This window comes from Streptomyces sp. SID13666 (genome assembly GCF_010548325.1).
GTDB classification, from domain to species: domain Bacteria; phylum Actinomycetota; class Actinomycetes; order Streptomycetales; family Streptomycetaceae; genus Actinacidiphila; species Actinacidiphila fildesensis.
On the sequence record NZ_JAAGLX010000033.1, the window covers coordinates 55,356 to 69,839 of the forward strand.

14 protein-coding genes are annotated in these 14,484 nt (G+C 72.4%); 4 read left to right on the forward strand and 10 right to left on the reverse strand.

Annotation, left to right across the window (positions count from 1 at the left end; all coding sequences use genetic code 11):
* Positions 1 to 24 precede the first annotated feature (24 nt).
* The 10 genes from G3I60_RS31610 to G3I60_RS31655 form a co-directional block, all read right to left on the reverse strand.
* A complete protein-coding gene (locus tag G3I60_RS31610; protein WP_164296346.1) occupies positions 25 to 1,422 on the reverse strand; it encodes an acetyl-CoA carboxylase biotin carboxylase subunit in 1,398 nt (465 codons plus the stop codon).
* A 5-nt stretch (positions 1,423 to 1,427) separates the two neighbouring features.
* Positions 1,428 to 2,081, reverse strand: coding sequence for a biotin/lipoyl-containing protein (locus G3I60_RS31615; protein ID WP_343241567.1), 654 nt, complete (start codon positions 2,079 to 2,081; stop codon positions 1,428 to 1,430).
* Positions 2,078 to 3,805 (reverse strand): acetyl-CoA carboxylase carboxyltransferase subunit alpha, encoded by a 1,728-nt coding sequence (locus tag G3I60_RS31620; RefSeq protein WP_164296348.1) that lies wholly within the window; start codon positions 3,803 to 3,805, stop codon positions 2,078 to 2,080. The genes G3I60_RS31615 and G3I60_RS31620 overlap by 4 nt, the downstream gene beginning before the upstream one ends.
* Before the next feature lie 96 nt (positions 3,806 to 3,901).
* Positions 3,902 to 4,234 carry a TcmI family type II polyketide cyclase gene (locus G3I60_RS31625; RefSeq protein ID WP_138356903.1) on the reverse strand — a complete coding sequence of 111 codons (333 nt, stop codon included), beginning with the start codon at positions 4,232 to 4,234 and terminating at the stop codon, positions 3,902 to 3,904.
* A gap of 34 nt (positions 4,235 to 4,268) precedes the next feature.
* Complete coding sequence (locus tag G3I60_RS31630) at positions 4,269 to 4,724, reverse strand: SRPBCC family protein (protein ID WP_138356902.1); 456 nt, start codon at positions 4,722 to 4,724, stop codon at positions 4,269 to 4,271.
* A gap of 1 nt (position 4,725) precedes the next feature.
* A complete protein-coding gene (locus tag G3I60_RS31635; protein WP_138356901.1) occupies positions 4,726 to 4,983 on the reverse strand; it encodes an acyl carrier protein in 258 nt (85 codons plus the stop codon).
* 89 nt (positions 4,984 to 5,072) lie between these two features.
* Complete coding sequence (locus tag G3I60_RS31640) at positions 5,073 to 6,335, reverse strand: beta-ketoacyl synthase N-terminal-like domain-containing protein (RefSeq protein ID WP_164296350.1); 1,263 nt, start codon at positions 6,333 to 6,335, stop codon at positions 5,073 to 5,075.
* Positions 6,332 to 7,600, reverse strand: a complete 1,269-nt coding sequence (locus G3I60_RS31645; protein ID WP_138356899.1) for a beta-ketoacyl synthase — start codon at positions 7,598 to 7,600, stop codon at positions 6,332 to 6,334. The genes G3I60_RS31640 and G3I60_RS31645 overlap by 4 nt, the downstream gene beginning before the upstream one ends.
* On the reverse strand, positions 7,597 to 8,037 hold the full coding sequence (locus G3I60_RS31650; protein ID WP_138356898.1) for a cupin domain-containing protein: 441 nt from the start codon (positions 8,035 to 8,037) through the stop codon (positions 7,597 to 7,599). Before G3I60_RS31650 ends, G3I60_RS31645 begins: the two co-directional genes overlap by 4 nt.
* Positions 8,038 to 8,090: 53 nt before the next feature.
* Positions 8,091 to 9,260 (reverse strand): SchA/CurD-like domain-containing protein, encoded by a 1,170-nt coding sequence (locus tag G3I60_RS31655; RefSeq protein ID WP_164296370.1) that lies wholly within the window; start codon positions 9,258 to 9,260, stop codon positions 8,091 to 8,093.
* Between the two features lie 302 nt (positions 9,261 to 9,562).
* Between G3I60_RS31655 and G3I60_RS31660 the strand changes: the two genes are divergently transcribed.
* From G3I60_RS31660 to G3I60_RS31675, 4 genes are all read left to right on the forward strand, one after another.
* Positions 9,563 to 11,203, forward strand: coding sequence for an FAD-dependent monooxygenase (locus G3I60_RS31660; RefSeq protein ID WP_138356896.1), 1,641 nt, complete (start codon positions 9,563 to 9,565; stop codon positions 11,201 to 11,203).
* 316 nt (positions 11,204 to 11,519) lie between these two features.
* Entirely contained in the window at positions 11,520 to 11,921 is a 402-nt protein-coding gene (locus tag G3I60_RS31665; protein ID WP_138356895.1) for a hypothetical protein, read from the forward strand.
* A gap of 146 nt (positions 11,922 to 12,067) precedes the next feature.
* The gene (locus G3I60_RS31670; RefSeq protein ID WP_164296372.1) at positions 12,068 to 12,763 is read left to right on the forward strand and encodes a class F sortase; all 696 of its coding nucleotides are present in this window, start codon (positions 12,068 to 12,070) and stop codon (positions 12,761 to 12,763) included.
* 162 nt (positions 12,764 to 12,925) lie between these two features.
* The gene (locus tag G3I60_RS31675) at positions 12,926 to 14,338 is read left to right on the forward strand and encodes a pyridoxal-phosphate dependent enzyme (protein WP_164296374.1); all 1,413 of its coding nucleotides are present in this window, start codon (positions 12,926 to 12,928) and stop codon (positions 14,336 to 14,338) included.
* The last annotated feature ends 146 nt before the right edge of the window (positions 14,339 to 14,484 follow it).

Here is a 14,484-nt window from a genome sequence, read left to right on the forward strand (position 1 = left end):
CGCACAGTGCGTCGTACGGTCCGGTCAGCCGACCGGTACGGATTCCTTGCTCGTGTCGCCGTCCCGGTCGGCCTCCTCGGCGGTCATCGCGCCGACCAGCCCGGTGGTGTGCAGCGCCGCCTGGAACAGCGGGTGCGCCAGCGTCCTGCGCAGGAAGCCGAGCGTGGTGTGCACACCGGGTCCGCTCACCCGGAACTCGCTGAGCGCGCGGTCCATCCTGGCCAGTGCCTGTTCGCGGTCCGGAGCCCACACGGCCGCCTTCGCCAGCAGCGAGTCGTAGTCGGGCCCGACCGGCCAGCCCGGGTAGGCGTGCGTGTCGACCCGTACGAACGGGCCGCCGGGCGGCACGAACTCGGACAGCAGCCCGGGAGTGGGCGAGAACTCGTTGTCGGGGTTCTCGGCGTTGACGCGGCACTCGACGGCCACGCCGCGCAGGGTGATGTCGCTCTGCCGGAACGACAGCGGCCGCCCGGCGGCCACCGTGATCTGTTCGCGGACGATGTCGATTCCGGTGACCAGTTCGGTGACCGGGTGCTCCACCTGGAGACGGCAGTTGATCTCCATCAGATAGAACCGGTCGTCCGGCGTCACGACGAACTCGAACGTGCCGGCCCCGACGAAGCCCACCGCCGTGGCTCCGTGGACGGCGGCCGCCAGCATCGCCTCGCGCAGCTCCTGCGGCAGCCCGGTGGCCGGCGCCTCCTCGATGAGCTTCTGGTGCCGGCGCTGCACCGAGCAGTCGCGCTCGCCCAGGTGGACGGCGTTGCCGTGCCGGTCGCACAGCACCTGCACCTCGATGTGGCGGGCGTCGTCGACGAACCGTTCGAGATAGAGCCGGTCGTCGCCGAACACCGCCCGGGCGTGGGCGCGGGTCTCGTTGTAGGCGAGGCGGAGGTCGTCGGCGGACCGGACCACGGCCATGCCGCGGCCGCCACCGCCCGCGACGGCCTTGAGGATCACCGGGTAGCCGACCTGCCGGGCGAGCTCCTTCGCCTCGGCCGGCGAGGTCAGCGCGTCCATGCTGCCGGGCAGTACCGGCAGCCCGGCCTGCGCCATCAGGGAGCGGGCCGCCGCCTTGTCGCCGAGCTGCTGCATGACCTGCGGGGGCGGCCCGATGAAGACGATGTCGTGCGCTTCGCAGATCTCGGCGAAGTCGGGGTCCTCCGAGAGGAAGCCGTACCCGGGGTGGATGGCCTGCGCGCCGGTCTGCAGCGCCGCCTCGATGACGGCGGGGACGTTGAGGTAGCTGCCCTTGGCGGGCGGCGCGCCGATGTGCACGGCCTCGTCCGCGAACCGCACGACCGCGGAGTCGCGGTCCGCGGTGGAGTACACCGCGACCGTACGGATGCCCATTTCACGGCAGGTGCGGGCCACCCGCAGGGCGATCTCCCCCCGGTTGGCGATCAGGACGGTGGAGAACACGGGCGTCACCTCGACGGCCCGGAGACGGCCGCCGGCTCACGGACCGCGACCGGGTCCGCATCCGCACCCGCTTCCGCGTCCACCGGCTCCAGCGCGATCAGTTGCTGGTCGAACTCAACCGGCTGCCCGTTCGGCGCGAGCACCTCGGTCACCCGGCCCCCGACCTCCGCCGTGATGGTGCTCATCAGCTTCATGGCCTCCAGAACACCTACCGGCTGACCCGGTGCGACCACATCGCCGACGCACACGTACGGCGGCGCGTCCGGGGAGCTCGCGTGGTAGAACGTGCCGACCATGGGCGCCCGGACGTAGTCCAGCGCCTCGCCGTCCCCGGCGGGCGCGGCGTCGGATTCCGGGGCGGCGACCGGAGCGCCGGCGGCCGGCGCGGGACGGCTCAGGGCCGCCGGGTCCGGCCACTCGACCTCGACGGTGATCTGGCCGTCCTGCATCCGGATGCGGGACGGCGGATGGGCGGTGGTCCCGCTCAGCCGCACGACACTGCGGCACACGGCGTCGAGCACCGCTCCGGCCGGCATCGCGGCGTCCGGCATCACGGCGTCGCGCGTCACCGCGTCCGGTACCGGCGGTGCGCCCGGCACCTGGCCGTCCGCCGGGGGGTTTCCGTCACTGCTGTTCCGCTGCTCGTGGTCCGGCTTCACAGCGCACCTCTTTCCACGCTCAGGTTGTGTGCGGTCCCGAAGCGGTGGAATCGGCTGCTGCGGTCGCGCAGCAGCCGCTCCGGCTCCCAGGGGTCCAGTTCGTTCAGCGCCGCGGTCAGCGCGGCGCCCAGCAGGGCGGCGGACTGCGGGTGGTCGGTGTGCGCACCGCCCGGCGGTTCCGGCACGACACCGTCGACGATGCCGAGTTCGAGCAGCTGCCGGGCATCGACGCGCAGGGCCTCGGCGGCGGTCGGCGCCGCCGACGCGTCCTTCCAGAGGATGGCGGCGCAGCCCTCCGGGCTGATCACCGAGTAGATGCCGTTGGCGCTGATGAGCACCCGGTCCGCGACGGCCAGCGCCAGCGCGCCGCCACTGCCGCCCTCGCCGGTGACGACGGCCACGATCGGCACCGGCAGCCGGGCCATCAGCCGCAGGTTCGCCGCGATGGCACCGGCCTGGCCGGTGCGTTCCGCGTCGGGACCCGGGTTGGCGCCGGGGGTGTCGATCAGCGTGATGACGGGCAGTCCGAGCTTCGCGGCCATCCGCATCAGCCGGGCCGCCTTGCGGTATCCGCCCGGATTCGGCATACCGAACTTGCGGCGCTTGCGCTCCACGAGTCCGGTGCCGCCCTTCTGATGGCCGATCAGCATGACGGGCCGGCCGTTCAGCAGCCCCGGGCCGCCGACCACCGCCGCGCAGTCCTCCGCGATCCGGTCACCGTGCAGCTCGTGGAAGCCGTCCAGCAGGTGCGCGGCGTAGTCCAGCGTCGTGGGGCGGTCCGGGTGGCGGGCGAGTTGCACCGTCGCCCATGGGTCGGCGCCGGCCAGTTCTTCCGGCCGGCGCAGGATGGCTCCGCTGTCAGTGGCCGTCGCGGCGGGAGCCGCGGTCGCCGCCGCATCCGGTTCCGGGTCCGCGGCCGGTTGCAGCGCGAGGAGCTGGCCGAGCGTCGCCCGCAGTGCGGCCCGCGGCACGACGTCGTCGACCAGTCCGTGGCTCAGCAGGAACTCAGCGGTCTGGAAGCCCTCCGGGAGCGTCTCGCCGGTGGTGTGTTCGATCACCCGCGGCCCGGCGAAGCCCAGCCGCGCACCGGGTTCGGCGATGATCACATCCGCGAGCGTCGCGAACGAGGCGGCCACGCCGCCGTAGGTCGGGTCGGTGATGAGCGAGATCACCAGGATCCCGGCCTCGTCCAGCTCGGCCAGGGCGTTGGTGGTCTTCGCCATCTGCATCAACGACAGCACGCCCTCCTGCATCCGCGCGCCGCCGGAGGCGGTGACGAGCAGCAGGGGGACGCGCATCCGCAGACTGGTGTGCGCCGCCGCCGTGATCAGCGCGCCCTCACCGCAGCCGAGGCTGCCGCCGAGAAACCCGAAGTCCATCGCGGCGACCACCACCGGCTGGCCCTCGATGGTGCCGCGGGCGCAGAGCACCGCCGTCCGCTGTCCGGTCGCCGCCCGCGCGTCCACCAGCCGGTCGACGTACGGGCGGGTGTCGGAGAAGCCCAGCGGGTCGGGTACGCACTCGACCGGGTCCAGCGGTACCGCGGTTCCGGGGTCGAGCAGGTGCTCCAGCCGTTGACGGGCGGTGAGCCGGGTATGGGAACCGCAGTCGGGGCACACCTTGAGTGCCCGGGTGAAGCGTTTGGCGTAGATGAGCGTGACGCAGCTGTCGCACCGCACCCACGCCGGGGGCTCGGCGTTGTGGGGAATCTCGACCTCGACCATGGGAGGTGGTGTCCTTCCAGCCTGCCGTGCAGGGCTCGAACGTGCGGGCAACGCAAGTTGCCTGGGGCCGGAGATCCGGCCCCAGGCTGCTCCGAACTAGTCGGCGTCGCTGCGCTCCCAGCGGTAGAACTCGCGGGCCATCGCGTCCTTGGGCTCGCGCCAGGTGGCCGGGTCGTACGCCTGGACGTGCGCGGCGAGCCGGTCGCTGACGTCCCGGAACTCCGGATGGCCCTTGAACCGGGCCACTTCGGGGCCGGGCGGCCGGTCCGCCTCGATCAGGTGCAGGTACAGGTCGCCGAACTGGAACAGACTGCGCCCGGTCACACCGATGAGGCGCGGCAGTTCCCCGCGGTCGGAGGCGGCGAAGGCCTCGGCGATGTCGGGGGCGGCGTCGGTCCGCATACGGGCGACGATGAGCGAACGGTGCATCGGGGTGGTCCCTTCGGGGTCGGAGCGGGGTCGGTCAGACGACCCGGGCGTGCTGCTCGACCTGCTCGCGGATGCGTTCCATCTGGATCAGCGAGTTGCGGTTGATGTGGTCGGTCATGCCCGCGTCGTCGACCGGCGCGGTGGGCTTCATCGCGAAGTCCTGCAGCCAGCGCATGGACGTGCCGTCCGGCACCTCCCGGTACTCCCAGCGGATGTTCATGTGCTCGAAGGGACCGGTCTCCACGCGGCGGGCCTTTACGGTGAACGTCTTCGGATCGGCCTCCCGCTCCGAGACCCAGCTCCAGACCGTGCCGTTCTCGTCGGGGTGCATCGTCAGCCGGAAGGTGACGGTGTCGCCCTGGCGCTCGAGCACGTCGACGGACGCGTACTCGCTGAACAGCGTCGGCCAGCGTTCGAGGTCGTTGGTGAGCTCCCAGGTGAGGTCCAAGGGCGCGTTGATGACGATCTCGTTGTCGGTGTGTCCGGTCATGTCAGGCTCCGAGGGTGAGTTGGGCGTTGACGCTCTGCAGGAAGGAGTGCGGGGTCTTGCACGAGTCCGCTTCGTCGCCGATCTGCCGGCCGTAGCGGTTCTCCAGCTCGGAGACGATGCCGAGCAGGCCGAGGGAGTCGAGGTTGAACTCCTCGAACGTCGCCTCGGGCCTCTTCTCCATCTCGCCCGGGTCGACGGACAGGCCGGCGCGGCCCTTCATCAGGGACGCGAGCTCATCGAACGTGACAGGTCCGTTCATCACTGGTTTCTCCTTGGCTCGGGGGAACAGCTCCGGGGAACAGCGGTCGGGGGACGCGGGAACGGCGCCCGGTGGGCGCGCCGTTCCCGTCAGCGCCGGTCGTCGGGAACGCGGCGCAGCACCAGGGCCGAGTTGCAGCCCATCAAGCCGCGGCTCAGGACGAGGGCCGTGCGCAGTTCGGTGGCGCGGGCCTCGCCGGTGACGAGGTCGAGGTCGTGGCGGACCTCGGTGATGTTGGGGGTGGGGGGCACCACGCCGTGTTCCAGGGCGAGTACCGCGGTGGCGACGTCCAGTGCCGACGCCGCGGAGTACGCCCGGCCGAAGCCGGTCTTCGGCGCGGTGACGGGGACGTTCGCGGCGTGCGGGCCGAGGGCGTCGGCGATCGCCAGTGCCTCGGCCTGGTCGGCCGCGGGTACGCCGAGGGCGTCGGCGAAGACCACGTCGATGTCCTCGGCGGAGCAGCCCGCCTCGTCCAGCGCGCCCTGGATCGCCCGCGCCAGACCCGGCCGGGAGTGCTCCCAGCCCGCGGTGCCGGTGAACGTGGCCGCATGTCCCGCGACCACGGCCCGGACCGGGGCGCCGCGGCGGCGCGCCGCGGACTCCTCCTCGACCACGAACATCGCGCCGCCTTCGGCGGGCGAGAATCCGCAGGCGTCGTCGGTGAACGGCAGATAGGCCCGGTGCGGGTCCTTGGCGAGACTGAGCTCGGGGTAGCCGAGCTGGCAGACGACCGAGTAGGGGGCCAGCGGCGCCTCGGTGGCGCCGACGACGACCGCGTCGGTGCCCCGCCGGATCGTGCGGCAGGCGTGTCCGAACGCGTCGAGGCCGCCGGCCTCGTCGTTGGCGAGCACTCCGCAGGGGCCCTGGAAGCCGCCCCGGATGGAGATCTGGCCGGTGCTCGCGGCGTAGAACCAGGCGATGGACTGGTACGGCCCGACGAAGTGCGGGCCCTGGCCCCACAACTGCTGCAGTTCGCCCTGGCCGAACTCGCCGCCGCCGGAGCCGGCCGCGGTCACCACACCGATGGCGAAGGGCGACTGCGGGTCGTGCTCCAGCTGGGCGTCGCCGAGGGCGAGATCGGCCGCCGCCATCGCGAAGTGCGTGAAGCGATCGGTCTGGACCAGATAGCGGCCTTCGACCAGGAGGGCCGGGTCGAACCCGGCGACCTCTCCGGCGACCCGCAGCGGCAGCTCGTTGCAGCCCTCGCGGGTGACCGGGCCGAGCACGGACACGCCCTGCTGGACGGCCTTCCAGAAGGCGTCGGTCCCGACGCCGTTCGGCGCGATGACGCCGAGGCCGGTCACCACGGTCTGCCGGCCGGTGGTGCTCCGATCCGGTGACGTTCGCTTCATGACGGGCTCCTCTCCGCGTGCCCGAGCACCACGGCGGACTGGAAGCCGCCGAAGCCGCTGCCGACCGACAGCACGGACCGCAGCGGGGCGGTGCGCGCGGTCCTCGGCACGTAGTCGAGATCGCAGTCGGGGTCGGGGGTGTCGTAGTTCGCGGTCGGCGGCACCACGCCGTGGGTCAGCGCCAGGGCGCAGGCGGCGAGTTCGATCGCCCCGATGGCGCCGAGCGAGTGCCCGACCATCGACTTGATCGAGCTCATCGGTACGGTGTGCGCGTGCGCGCCCAGGGAGCGCTTCACGGCCGCCGTCTCGTGCCGGTCGTTCTGCACGGTGCCGGAGCCGTGCGCGTTCACGTAGTCGATCTCGGTCCGGTCGATACGGGCCTGGTCCAGCGCCTGGTCGATGGCGTGGGACATCTCCAGGCCCTCGGTGGTGAGACCGGTCATGTGGTACGCGTTGCCGAACGTGGCGAAGCCGCGCAGCTCGCAGTAGATCCGGGCGCCGCGCTTCTGCGCGTGCTCCCATTCCTCCAGGAGCAGCACGGCGGCGCCCTCGCCCAGGACGAACCCGTCGCGTTCGGCGTCGAAGGGACGGGAGGCGTGGGCGGGGTCGTCGTTGCGTGTGGAGGTCGCCTTGATCGCGTCGAAGCAGGCCACCGTGATCGGGGAGATCGGTGAGTCCGCGGCTCCGGCGACGATCACGTCGGCCTTGCCGTCCTGGATGGCGTGGAAGGCGTGGCCCACCGCGTCCAGCCCTGACGTGCAGCCCGTCGAGATCGTCTGGACCGGGCCCTTGGCGCCGAGGTCCTCGGCCACTTCGGAGGCGAGCGCGCTGGGCGAGAAGGCCCGGTGCAGATGCGGTCCGGCACCTTCCGGCCGTACGTCCCAGCGCCCACCCGAGTCGCTGACCTTCACGTAGTCGTGTTCGAGCCGGGTGGTACCGCCGACGGCCGACCCGAGGGAGGCCCCGACCCGCCAGGGGTCCTGGGCCTCCATGTCGAGCCCCGAGTCCCGGACCGCTTCGCGGGCGGCGACCAGCGCGAACTGGACGTACCGGTCGGCGCGCTTCTCGAGGTCCGGGCCGAGACCGCAGGCGGCGGCATCGAAGTCGACCTCCGCGGCGATCCTGGAGCGGAAGCCCTCGGGGTCGAACAGCGTGATGCCCCGGGTCGCGGTACGCCCGGCGGTGAGCAGGTCCCAGAAGGCAGGAACCCCCACGCCGCCGGGGGCGACCACGCCCAGTCCGGTGACCGCCACCCGCCGGGTCACGTCCTCGCCCCCGCGGGGTCGGGGGGAGCCATCGTTCCGGCTTGGACGTGCTCGGTCTCCTCGGTGTCCACATGGCCCAGTTCCGGCCGGGGCGCGAGCGGCCCCAGATGGAAGACCATCCGGGCCTCTTCGGTGCCCACGTTGCGGAAGCGGTGCCGGACGTCGAGGGGAACCAGCAGCCCCTGGTCCGGGCGGAGCGAGTGGCTGACGCCGTCCAGGTCCACTTCGAGCGCGCCCGAGACGACGTAGACGAACTCCTCGGAGTACGGGTGGTAGTGCTCCGCGATCTGCTCACCGGGCTGGATGATCGCCAACCCCATGAAGCCGCTCGTGGAGCCTACGGACGTCGGGGTGAGGACGGCGCGGATGTCTCCGCCACGCCGGGTGTTGGGGCTGGTGTCGTCGAGGTGGACGATACGTGCCTGCTGAGGTGTCATGGCCGCTCCTTGGTCGGTGCCGTCCGGTTGCGGAGCCGGACGCGCTGGGGGTTTCAGGCGGCCTGCGCCCGGCGGTCGGTGATGAGGTCCATCGCCGCGACTCCGTACGAGAGTTCACCGGCGGCGGACGGGTCGTGGTGCTTGCCGAGGTCGAGCAGCCGGTTCAGCTCCTCGGGCACGACATCGGCGAGCTCGCCGGCCGGCGAGCGCCGCTGCGGCTCCGCCAGGTCGACGACACGGACGAGGACGTCGTCGCGGTGGAAGACCGTGCTGCCCACGAGCCGCTGCCCGGGGTCCGCGGCGGCGGCCGCGTCCAGCTCGGCGAGCAGGCGGGCCGCCTCCTCGCCGCGGCCGGGCTTGACCGGGTAGAAGTACGCCCGACGGGTGACGCCGTTGTCCGGGGCGGTCGCGGAGCCGGTGACGTGCTCGACGGCGGGGAGCGCCGCGCGGGCGAAGAAGGCGCGGGCGGACGACCCGTCGGTGAGGTCCCGGGCCTCCTCCAGATACGGGTTGATCGCTTCCTCGACGGCCCTGACCTCGGGCTGGGCGGCGACGTGCCGCAGCGCGTTGCCCAGGTCGCCCGTCACCTCGACGGCCCGCACGACGCGGTTGCCGTGCATGAAGAGCGACGTGCGGCGCAGCTGCGTGGTGTCGTCGACGCGGGCCTGCGGCGAGCGGTAGCCGGCCAGGATCTTGGCCACGGCCGGTTCGCTGCCGGGCTTGACGGTGAAGGTGATCGCGTGGCGCACGACGCCGCCGGAGCACAGCGGCGGTGCCGGCAGCGGGTCGGTGCCGGCGGCGCGCTTGGCGGCGGCCTTCCCCTTGGCGGGGCCCGGCCGGGCCGCACGCCGCTCCGGGCGGGCCGGGGGGTCCAGCGGGTCGGGGGTCTCCCGGGCGATCACGAAGCGCAGGGACGTGGTGTCCCGGACGCAGCCGTGCAGCGGTTCGACCATCTTGCGGTGGGCCGCGCTCTCCACCCAGGCCAGGAAGGGCTCGCTGCCCTCCCATTCGCTGGTGATGAGCCATTGGGACGAATTTCCGAGCGACTGGCAGAGCTGGTCGCTGACGTGGCCCGGTACTCCGGCCACCTGGTGCCTGATCTCCTCGTACGCCTCCAGGAAGCGCTCCTGTCGGCCGTCGAGGACGTCCAGCAGGAGCACGACGCGCAGTCGCGTCGTCTCCAGGGTGGGGTCCGCTATGCGCCGGTCGTCCAGAGTCGTCACCGTGATCGTTCCTCTCTGTCGGGGGACGGGCGTACCGCCCGCCACGGAATGCGGCTTCGATGACGGGTCGGGAAAACTCCGACACCCCTGCCGACTGCCGCAGGCCTTGCCCTCTGCATATGCACCAGGCGTGCTCGGCTACGGCCGATGCTCACATAACGGCATGAATCGCGCACGGTACGTGAGGCGGGCGAGTGACTTCCCGGTCAACAGGCTTGCGACAGGGAAAGGAGGAACGCAGCCGAACGGCCGTCACGAATCCGTGGCGGACCCGCTCCCGCACAACCCTCTCTGGAGACCTCATGACGTCGAAGATCGACGATCGCGTGCCCGTCCTGATCGTTGGTGGCTCCCTGGTGGGGCTGTCCGCCTCGCTGTTCCTGGGCCGGCTCGGCATCGAGCACCTGCTCGTGGAACGGCACGCCCAGACCTCGCACCACCCTCGCGGCCGGGGCAACAACGTCCGCACGATGGAACTGTTCCGGACCGCGGGGGTGGAACCGCTGATCCGCGAGGCCGCCTCCGTCCTGGCGGAGAACCACGGCATCCTGCAGGCCGACACACTGACCGGCTCGGAGCAGGAGTGGCTGTTCAAGCAGATCGACCCCGGCGGGGCGCTGGCCAAGTTCAGCCCGTCGGGCTGGTGCCTGTGCAGCCAGAACGACCTGGAGCCGGTGCTGCTGCGCAGCGCCCGCGAGCTCGGCGGCGACATCCGCTTCGGCACCGAGCTGATCTCCGCCGAGCAGGACGCCGAAGGAGTGACGGCGGTGGTCCGGTCCCGTGAGACGGGTGAGGACCGGACGATCCGGGCGGACTACCTCGTCGCCGCGGACGGGCCGCGCAGCCCGGTGCGCGAGCGGCTCGGCATCGGGATGACCGGGGCCGGCGACCTGTTCCACAACGTGAGCATCACGTTCAAGGCCAAGCGGCTGGCCGACGCGGTCGGCGACCGGCGCTTCATCGTCTGCTACCTGACGAACCCCGAGAGCCCCGGCGCGCTGCTGCCCGTCGACAACGACGAGAACTGGGTGTTCCACGCACCCTGGCGCCCGGACGACGGCGAGACCCTGGAGGACTTCACCGACCAGCGGTGCGAGGCACTGATCCGCACCGCGGTCGGGGTGCCCGACCTCGAGGTGGAGGTCACCGGGAAGGCGCCGTGGCATGCCGCCGAGCGGGTGGCCGAGCGCTACGGCACCGGCCGGATCTTCCTGGCCGGCGACTCGGCGCACGAGATGTCCCCGACCGGTGCGTTCGGCTCCAACACCGGCATCCAGGACGCGCACAACCTCGCCTGGAAGCTCGCCGCGGTGCTGCGCGGCTGGGCGGGCCCCGGGCTGCTGGAGACGTACGACGCCGAGCGGCGGCCGGTGGCGCTGGCCACCGGCGCCCGCGCCTCGACCCGTTCCGCGGAACACCGGCACCCGGGTTACGACGTCAGCCCCGGCGCCGGCCGGAAGCCCGGGATGCTCGCGGTGGTGCTGGGCTACCGCTACCTCGACGGCGCGGTGGTGGGCGCCCCGCAGGACCAGCCGGCCGTCCCGGAGGAGTTCCGTCCACTGGCCCAGCCGGGCGGCCGGGCCCCGCACATGTGGCTCAGCCAGGAGGGCCGCCGGCTCTCCACCCTCGACCTGTACGAGCGGACCCCGGTGCTGCTCAGCGGTCCCGACGGCGGCGCCTGGCACCAGGCCGGTCTGAGCGTCGCCGGGCGCACCGGCATCCCGCTGGCCTGCTTCCGGGTGGGCCCGGACGAGAATCACGACCTCGTCCCCGAAGAGGGCGCCGACTGGGCGCAGTTGCACGGGGCGGAGAACGACGGGGCGGTCCTGATCCGCCCCGACGGATTCATCGCCTGGCGGTCGCGGACCGCGGACGCGAACGCGGAGCGGACGCTGACGGACGTGCTGGAGAAGGTACTGGGCGGCGTTCCCGGCAACGGGTGACGGCTGCCACCGGGAGCGGGCCGCGCGGACGCCGCGCGGCCCGCTCCGCCGCGTCACGCCGGGTGACGCCGCATTTCCCCGTGGTCCGGCCCGCGGGCCGGGGGTGCTGATGCCCCGTCGGGGTGAGGCACCGTCAGCCCGGTGCCGCCCCACTCCCCCACGGCCGGCACCACCCGAAGAGAGCACTCCGTCACCCATTGTGCTCTCTCCGGTGGCACAACCTCGGTATATGACTGACGGTGATGACGTCGCTACTGCGCTTCCTATGGCTGATGCCCTGTCAGCCAGCGCACGTCGCGGCGGAAGGAACCTTCCCATGCGCACTGCTCGCACCCTGCTGGCCGGAGCAACCCTCTCCGCTGTCCTCGCCATCGCCGCTCCCGCCGCCCACGCCGCCACGGGTGCCCACAACGCATACGACCCGAGCGGCTCCTCCAGCTCCAGCTCCAGCGACAGCTGGTCCCCGTCCGAGCAGGGCGCCAAGTCCGAGAACGGCTGGAAGGGCGAGGAGTCCAAGAAGGGCGCCAAGTCCGAGGAAGGGTGGAAGGGCCAGGAGGCCAAGAAGCCGCACGGTGGCATGCACACCGGCGGTGGCGGCATGGCCCTCTCGGGCGGTGGCCTGGCCGCCGGTTCCGTTCTGCTGCTCGGTGGCCTCGGCGCCGGCGCCTTCGTCCTGCGCCGCCGCAACACCTCGGCCGGCGCCGGCCTCGCGGCCTGATCCGACGCACGTTCCGCACCACGCGTTCCGTCGTTGCCACCGTCGTCCCACGATGACGGTGGCAGCGCCGGTTCCGGGCCCGGCCCGCCGCCCCGCTCGCGGGCAGCAGAACCACGAACCGCAGAGCTGATGAAAGGCATCACCGAATGGCCCAGCAGTCCGCACAGCACAGCGCCCGAGCGGCGGAGAACGCACCGGGCGGTGACGGCTCGTCCCGAGTCCTGGGCTGGGCCACCGGCGCGGCTCTGCTCGGCGCGTTCCTGATCTACAACTCCGTCGACGCCTCCGAGGCCGCGCCGCCCCCGGCCGCCGCCGTCGTGGCGCAGGCCACGGCGCACGCGGCGGCCCCGCCGCCGGTCAGCGCCGCCCCCGGACTGCCCGCCTCGCGCCCGACCCTGCTGACGATTCCCGACATCGGCGTGAGCGCACCCTTCACCCCGCTGCACATCGGCACGTCGGGCAAGCTGGATCCCCCGCCGTCGGACAACAACAACCTCGCCGGCTGGTACGCGGAAGGCCCCACCCCCGGCGAACGCGGCAACTCCATCGTCGCCGGCCATGTCGACACCAAGACCGGCCCCGCGGTGTTCTTCCTGCTCAGCATGGTCAAGCCGGGCGCCACCGCCGAGATCACCCGCGCCGACGGCGTCATCGCGAAGTTCAAGGTCGACTCCGTCGAGACCTTCTCCAAGAACAACTTCCCCGACCAGCGCGTCTACGCCGACACCCCCAACGCCCAGCTGCGCATCATCACCTGCGGCGGCGCGTACGACCACTCGAAGAAGGACTACACGGACAACGTCGTCGTCTTCGCCCATCTGGAATCCTCCCGCCAGGGCTGACCACCCGGCGGCACACACCCGGGGCAGGGCCGGGGGCGGTCACGGTATCGTCCCCCTGCGGGTCCATGAACCGGACACCGGCCCCGCGGTGTTGCCGCTGGTCCTTCACACCCGGTGGTGCCGTCGCGTCGAAACCACCGGAAGAGGGACGAGGTTCCAGAGATGACCGTCTACGAATCGGTCACGGACGCGATCGGCGGGACGCCACTGTTCCGGCTGGCGCGGCTGGGCGAGGGAATCGTGGCTCCGGTCTACGCGAAGGCGGAGTTCCTCAGCATCGGCGGCAGCGTCAAGGACCGTGCCGCGCTGTCGATGGTGCGGGAGGCCGAGCGTACGGGTGAGCTCCGGCCGGGCGGCACCATCATCGAGGCGACGTCGGGGAACACCGGTATCGGGCTGGCCATCGTCGGACGGCAGCGCGGCTACCGGGTCGTGATCGGGGTGTCCGAGCGGGCCGCCCCGGAGAAGAGCGACATCCTGCGGGCCTACGGCGCCGAGGTCGTACTCGCCCCGACCGCGCTCTCCAAGGACCATCCGGACCACCTCTTCCATGTGGTCCGCCGGCTCGCGGAGGAGATCCCCGGCGCCTGGCTGGCGAACCAGTACGACAACCCGGCCAACCCGGACGCCCATGTGGTGACCACCGGGCCGGAGATCTGGGAGCAGACCGGCGGGCGGGTCACGCACTTCGTGGCGGGCGTCGGCACCGGCGGCACCATCAGCGGCACCGGCGCCTTCCTGAAGAAGGCATCCGACGGACGGGTCACCGTCGTCGGCGCGGACCCGGAGGCGTCGGTGTACGCCGGCGGCGACGGCAGCTCCTACTTCGTGGAGAGCATCGGCCACTTCGTCCATCCGGAGACCTCGGAGGACGTGTGGCCCGAGTCGTACCACCGGAGCGTGGTCGACGTGTTCGAACGGGTGCCGGACCGGGAGTCGTTGCTGACGGCGCGGCGGATGGCCCGTGAGGAAGGACTACTGGTGGGCCCCTCCTCGGGGACGGCGGTGGCCGCGGCGCTGCGGGTGGCACGGCGGCTGGGCCCCGACGACCTGGTCGTCGTCCTGCTGCCCGACTCGGGCCGCTCCTATCTGTCCTCGGCGCTCAGCGACGACTGGCTGCGGCAGCGCGGCTTCCTGGAGGAGCCCCGGCACCGCGACGACACCGAACCGACGGTGCGCACGGTCCTGGGCGACGCCCCGGGCCACGGCGAAAACCTCGTCACGGTCGCCTCCACCGCCTCGCTGGGCGAGGCACTGGCCGTGCTGCGCGCCGCGCGGACCGATGTCGCGCCCGTGGTGCTCGCCCGCGCCGAGCGGCCGTTCGGCATCGCCGCCTCCGAGATCACCGGCTCGGCCGAGGCCGCCGGACTCCAGCGGGCACTCGACTCGGGTGCGGGTCCTGAGGAGCCGCTGCGCGACCACCTCGCCCCGGCGCTGCCCGTCGTCGGCCTCGGCCAGCCGCTCTCCAGCGCGCTCGCCTGCCTCGACACTCCTCAACGCCGCCACGAGGCCGCCGTCGTCCTGCTCGACGGGCGCGCGGTCGGCCTGGTCGGCCGGAAGGCGCTGGAGGGCTGAGCGGTCGCCCGGCCGCGGCGTGGTGAACCGGCGGAATCCGGCAGTTGTGGGGGATGTGCCAGGCCGTTCCCGCCACTGGCATGGCGTTTGCGACGCGTACCGGAACGGGTGCGCGGAGTGTCGCTACGGTGAAGGGACACGACGGG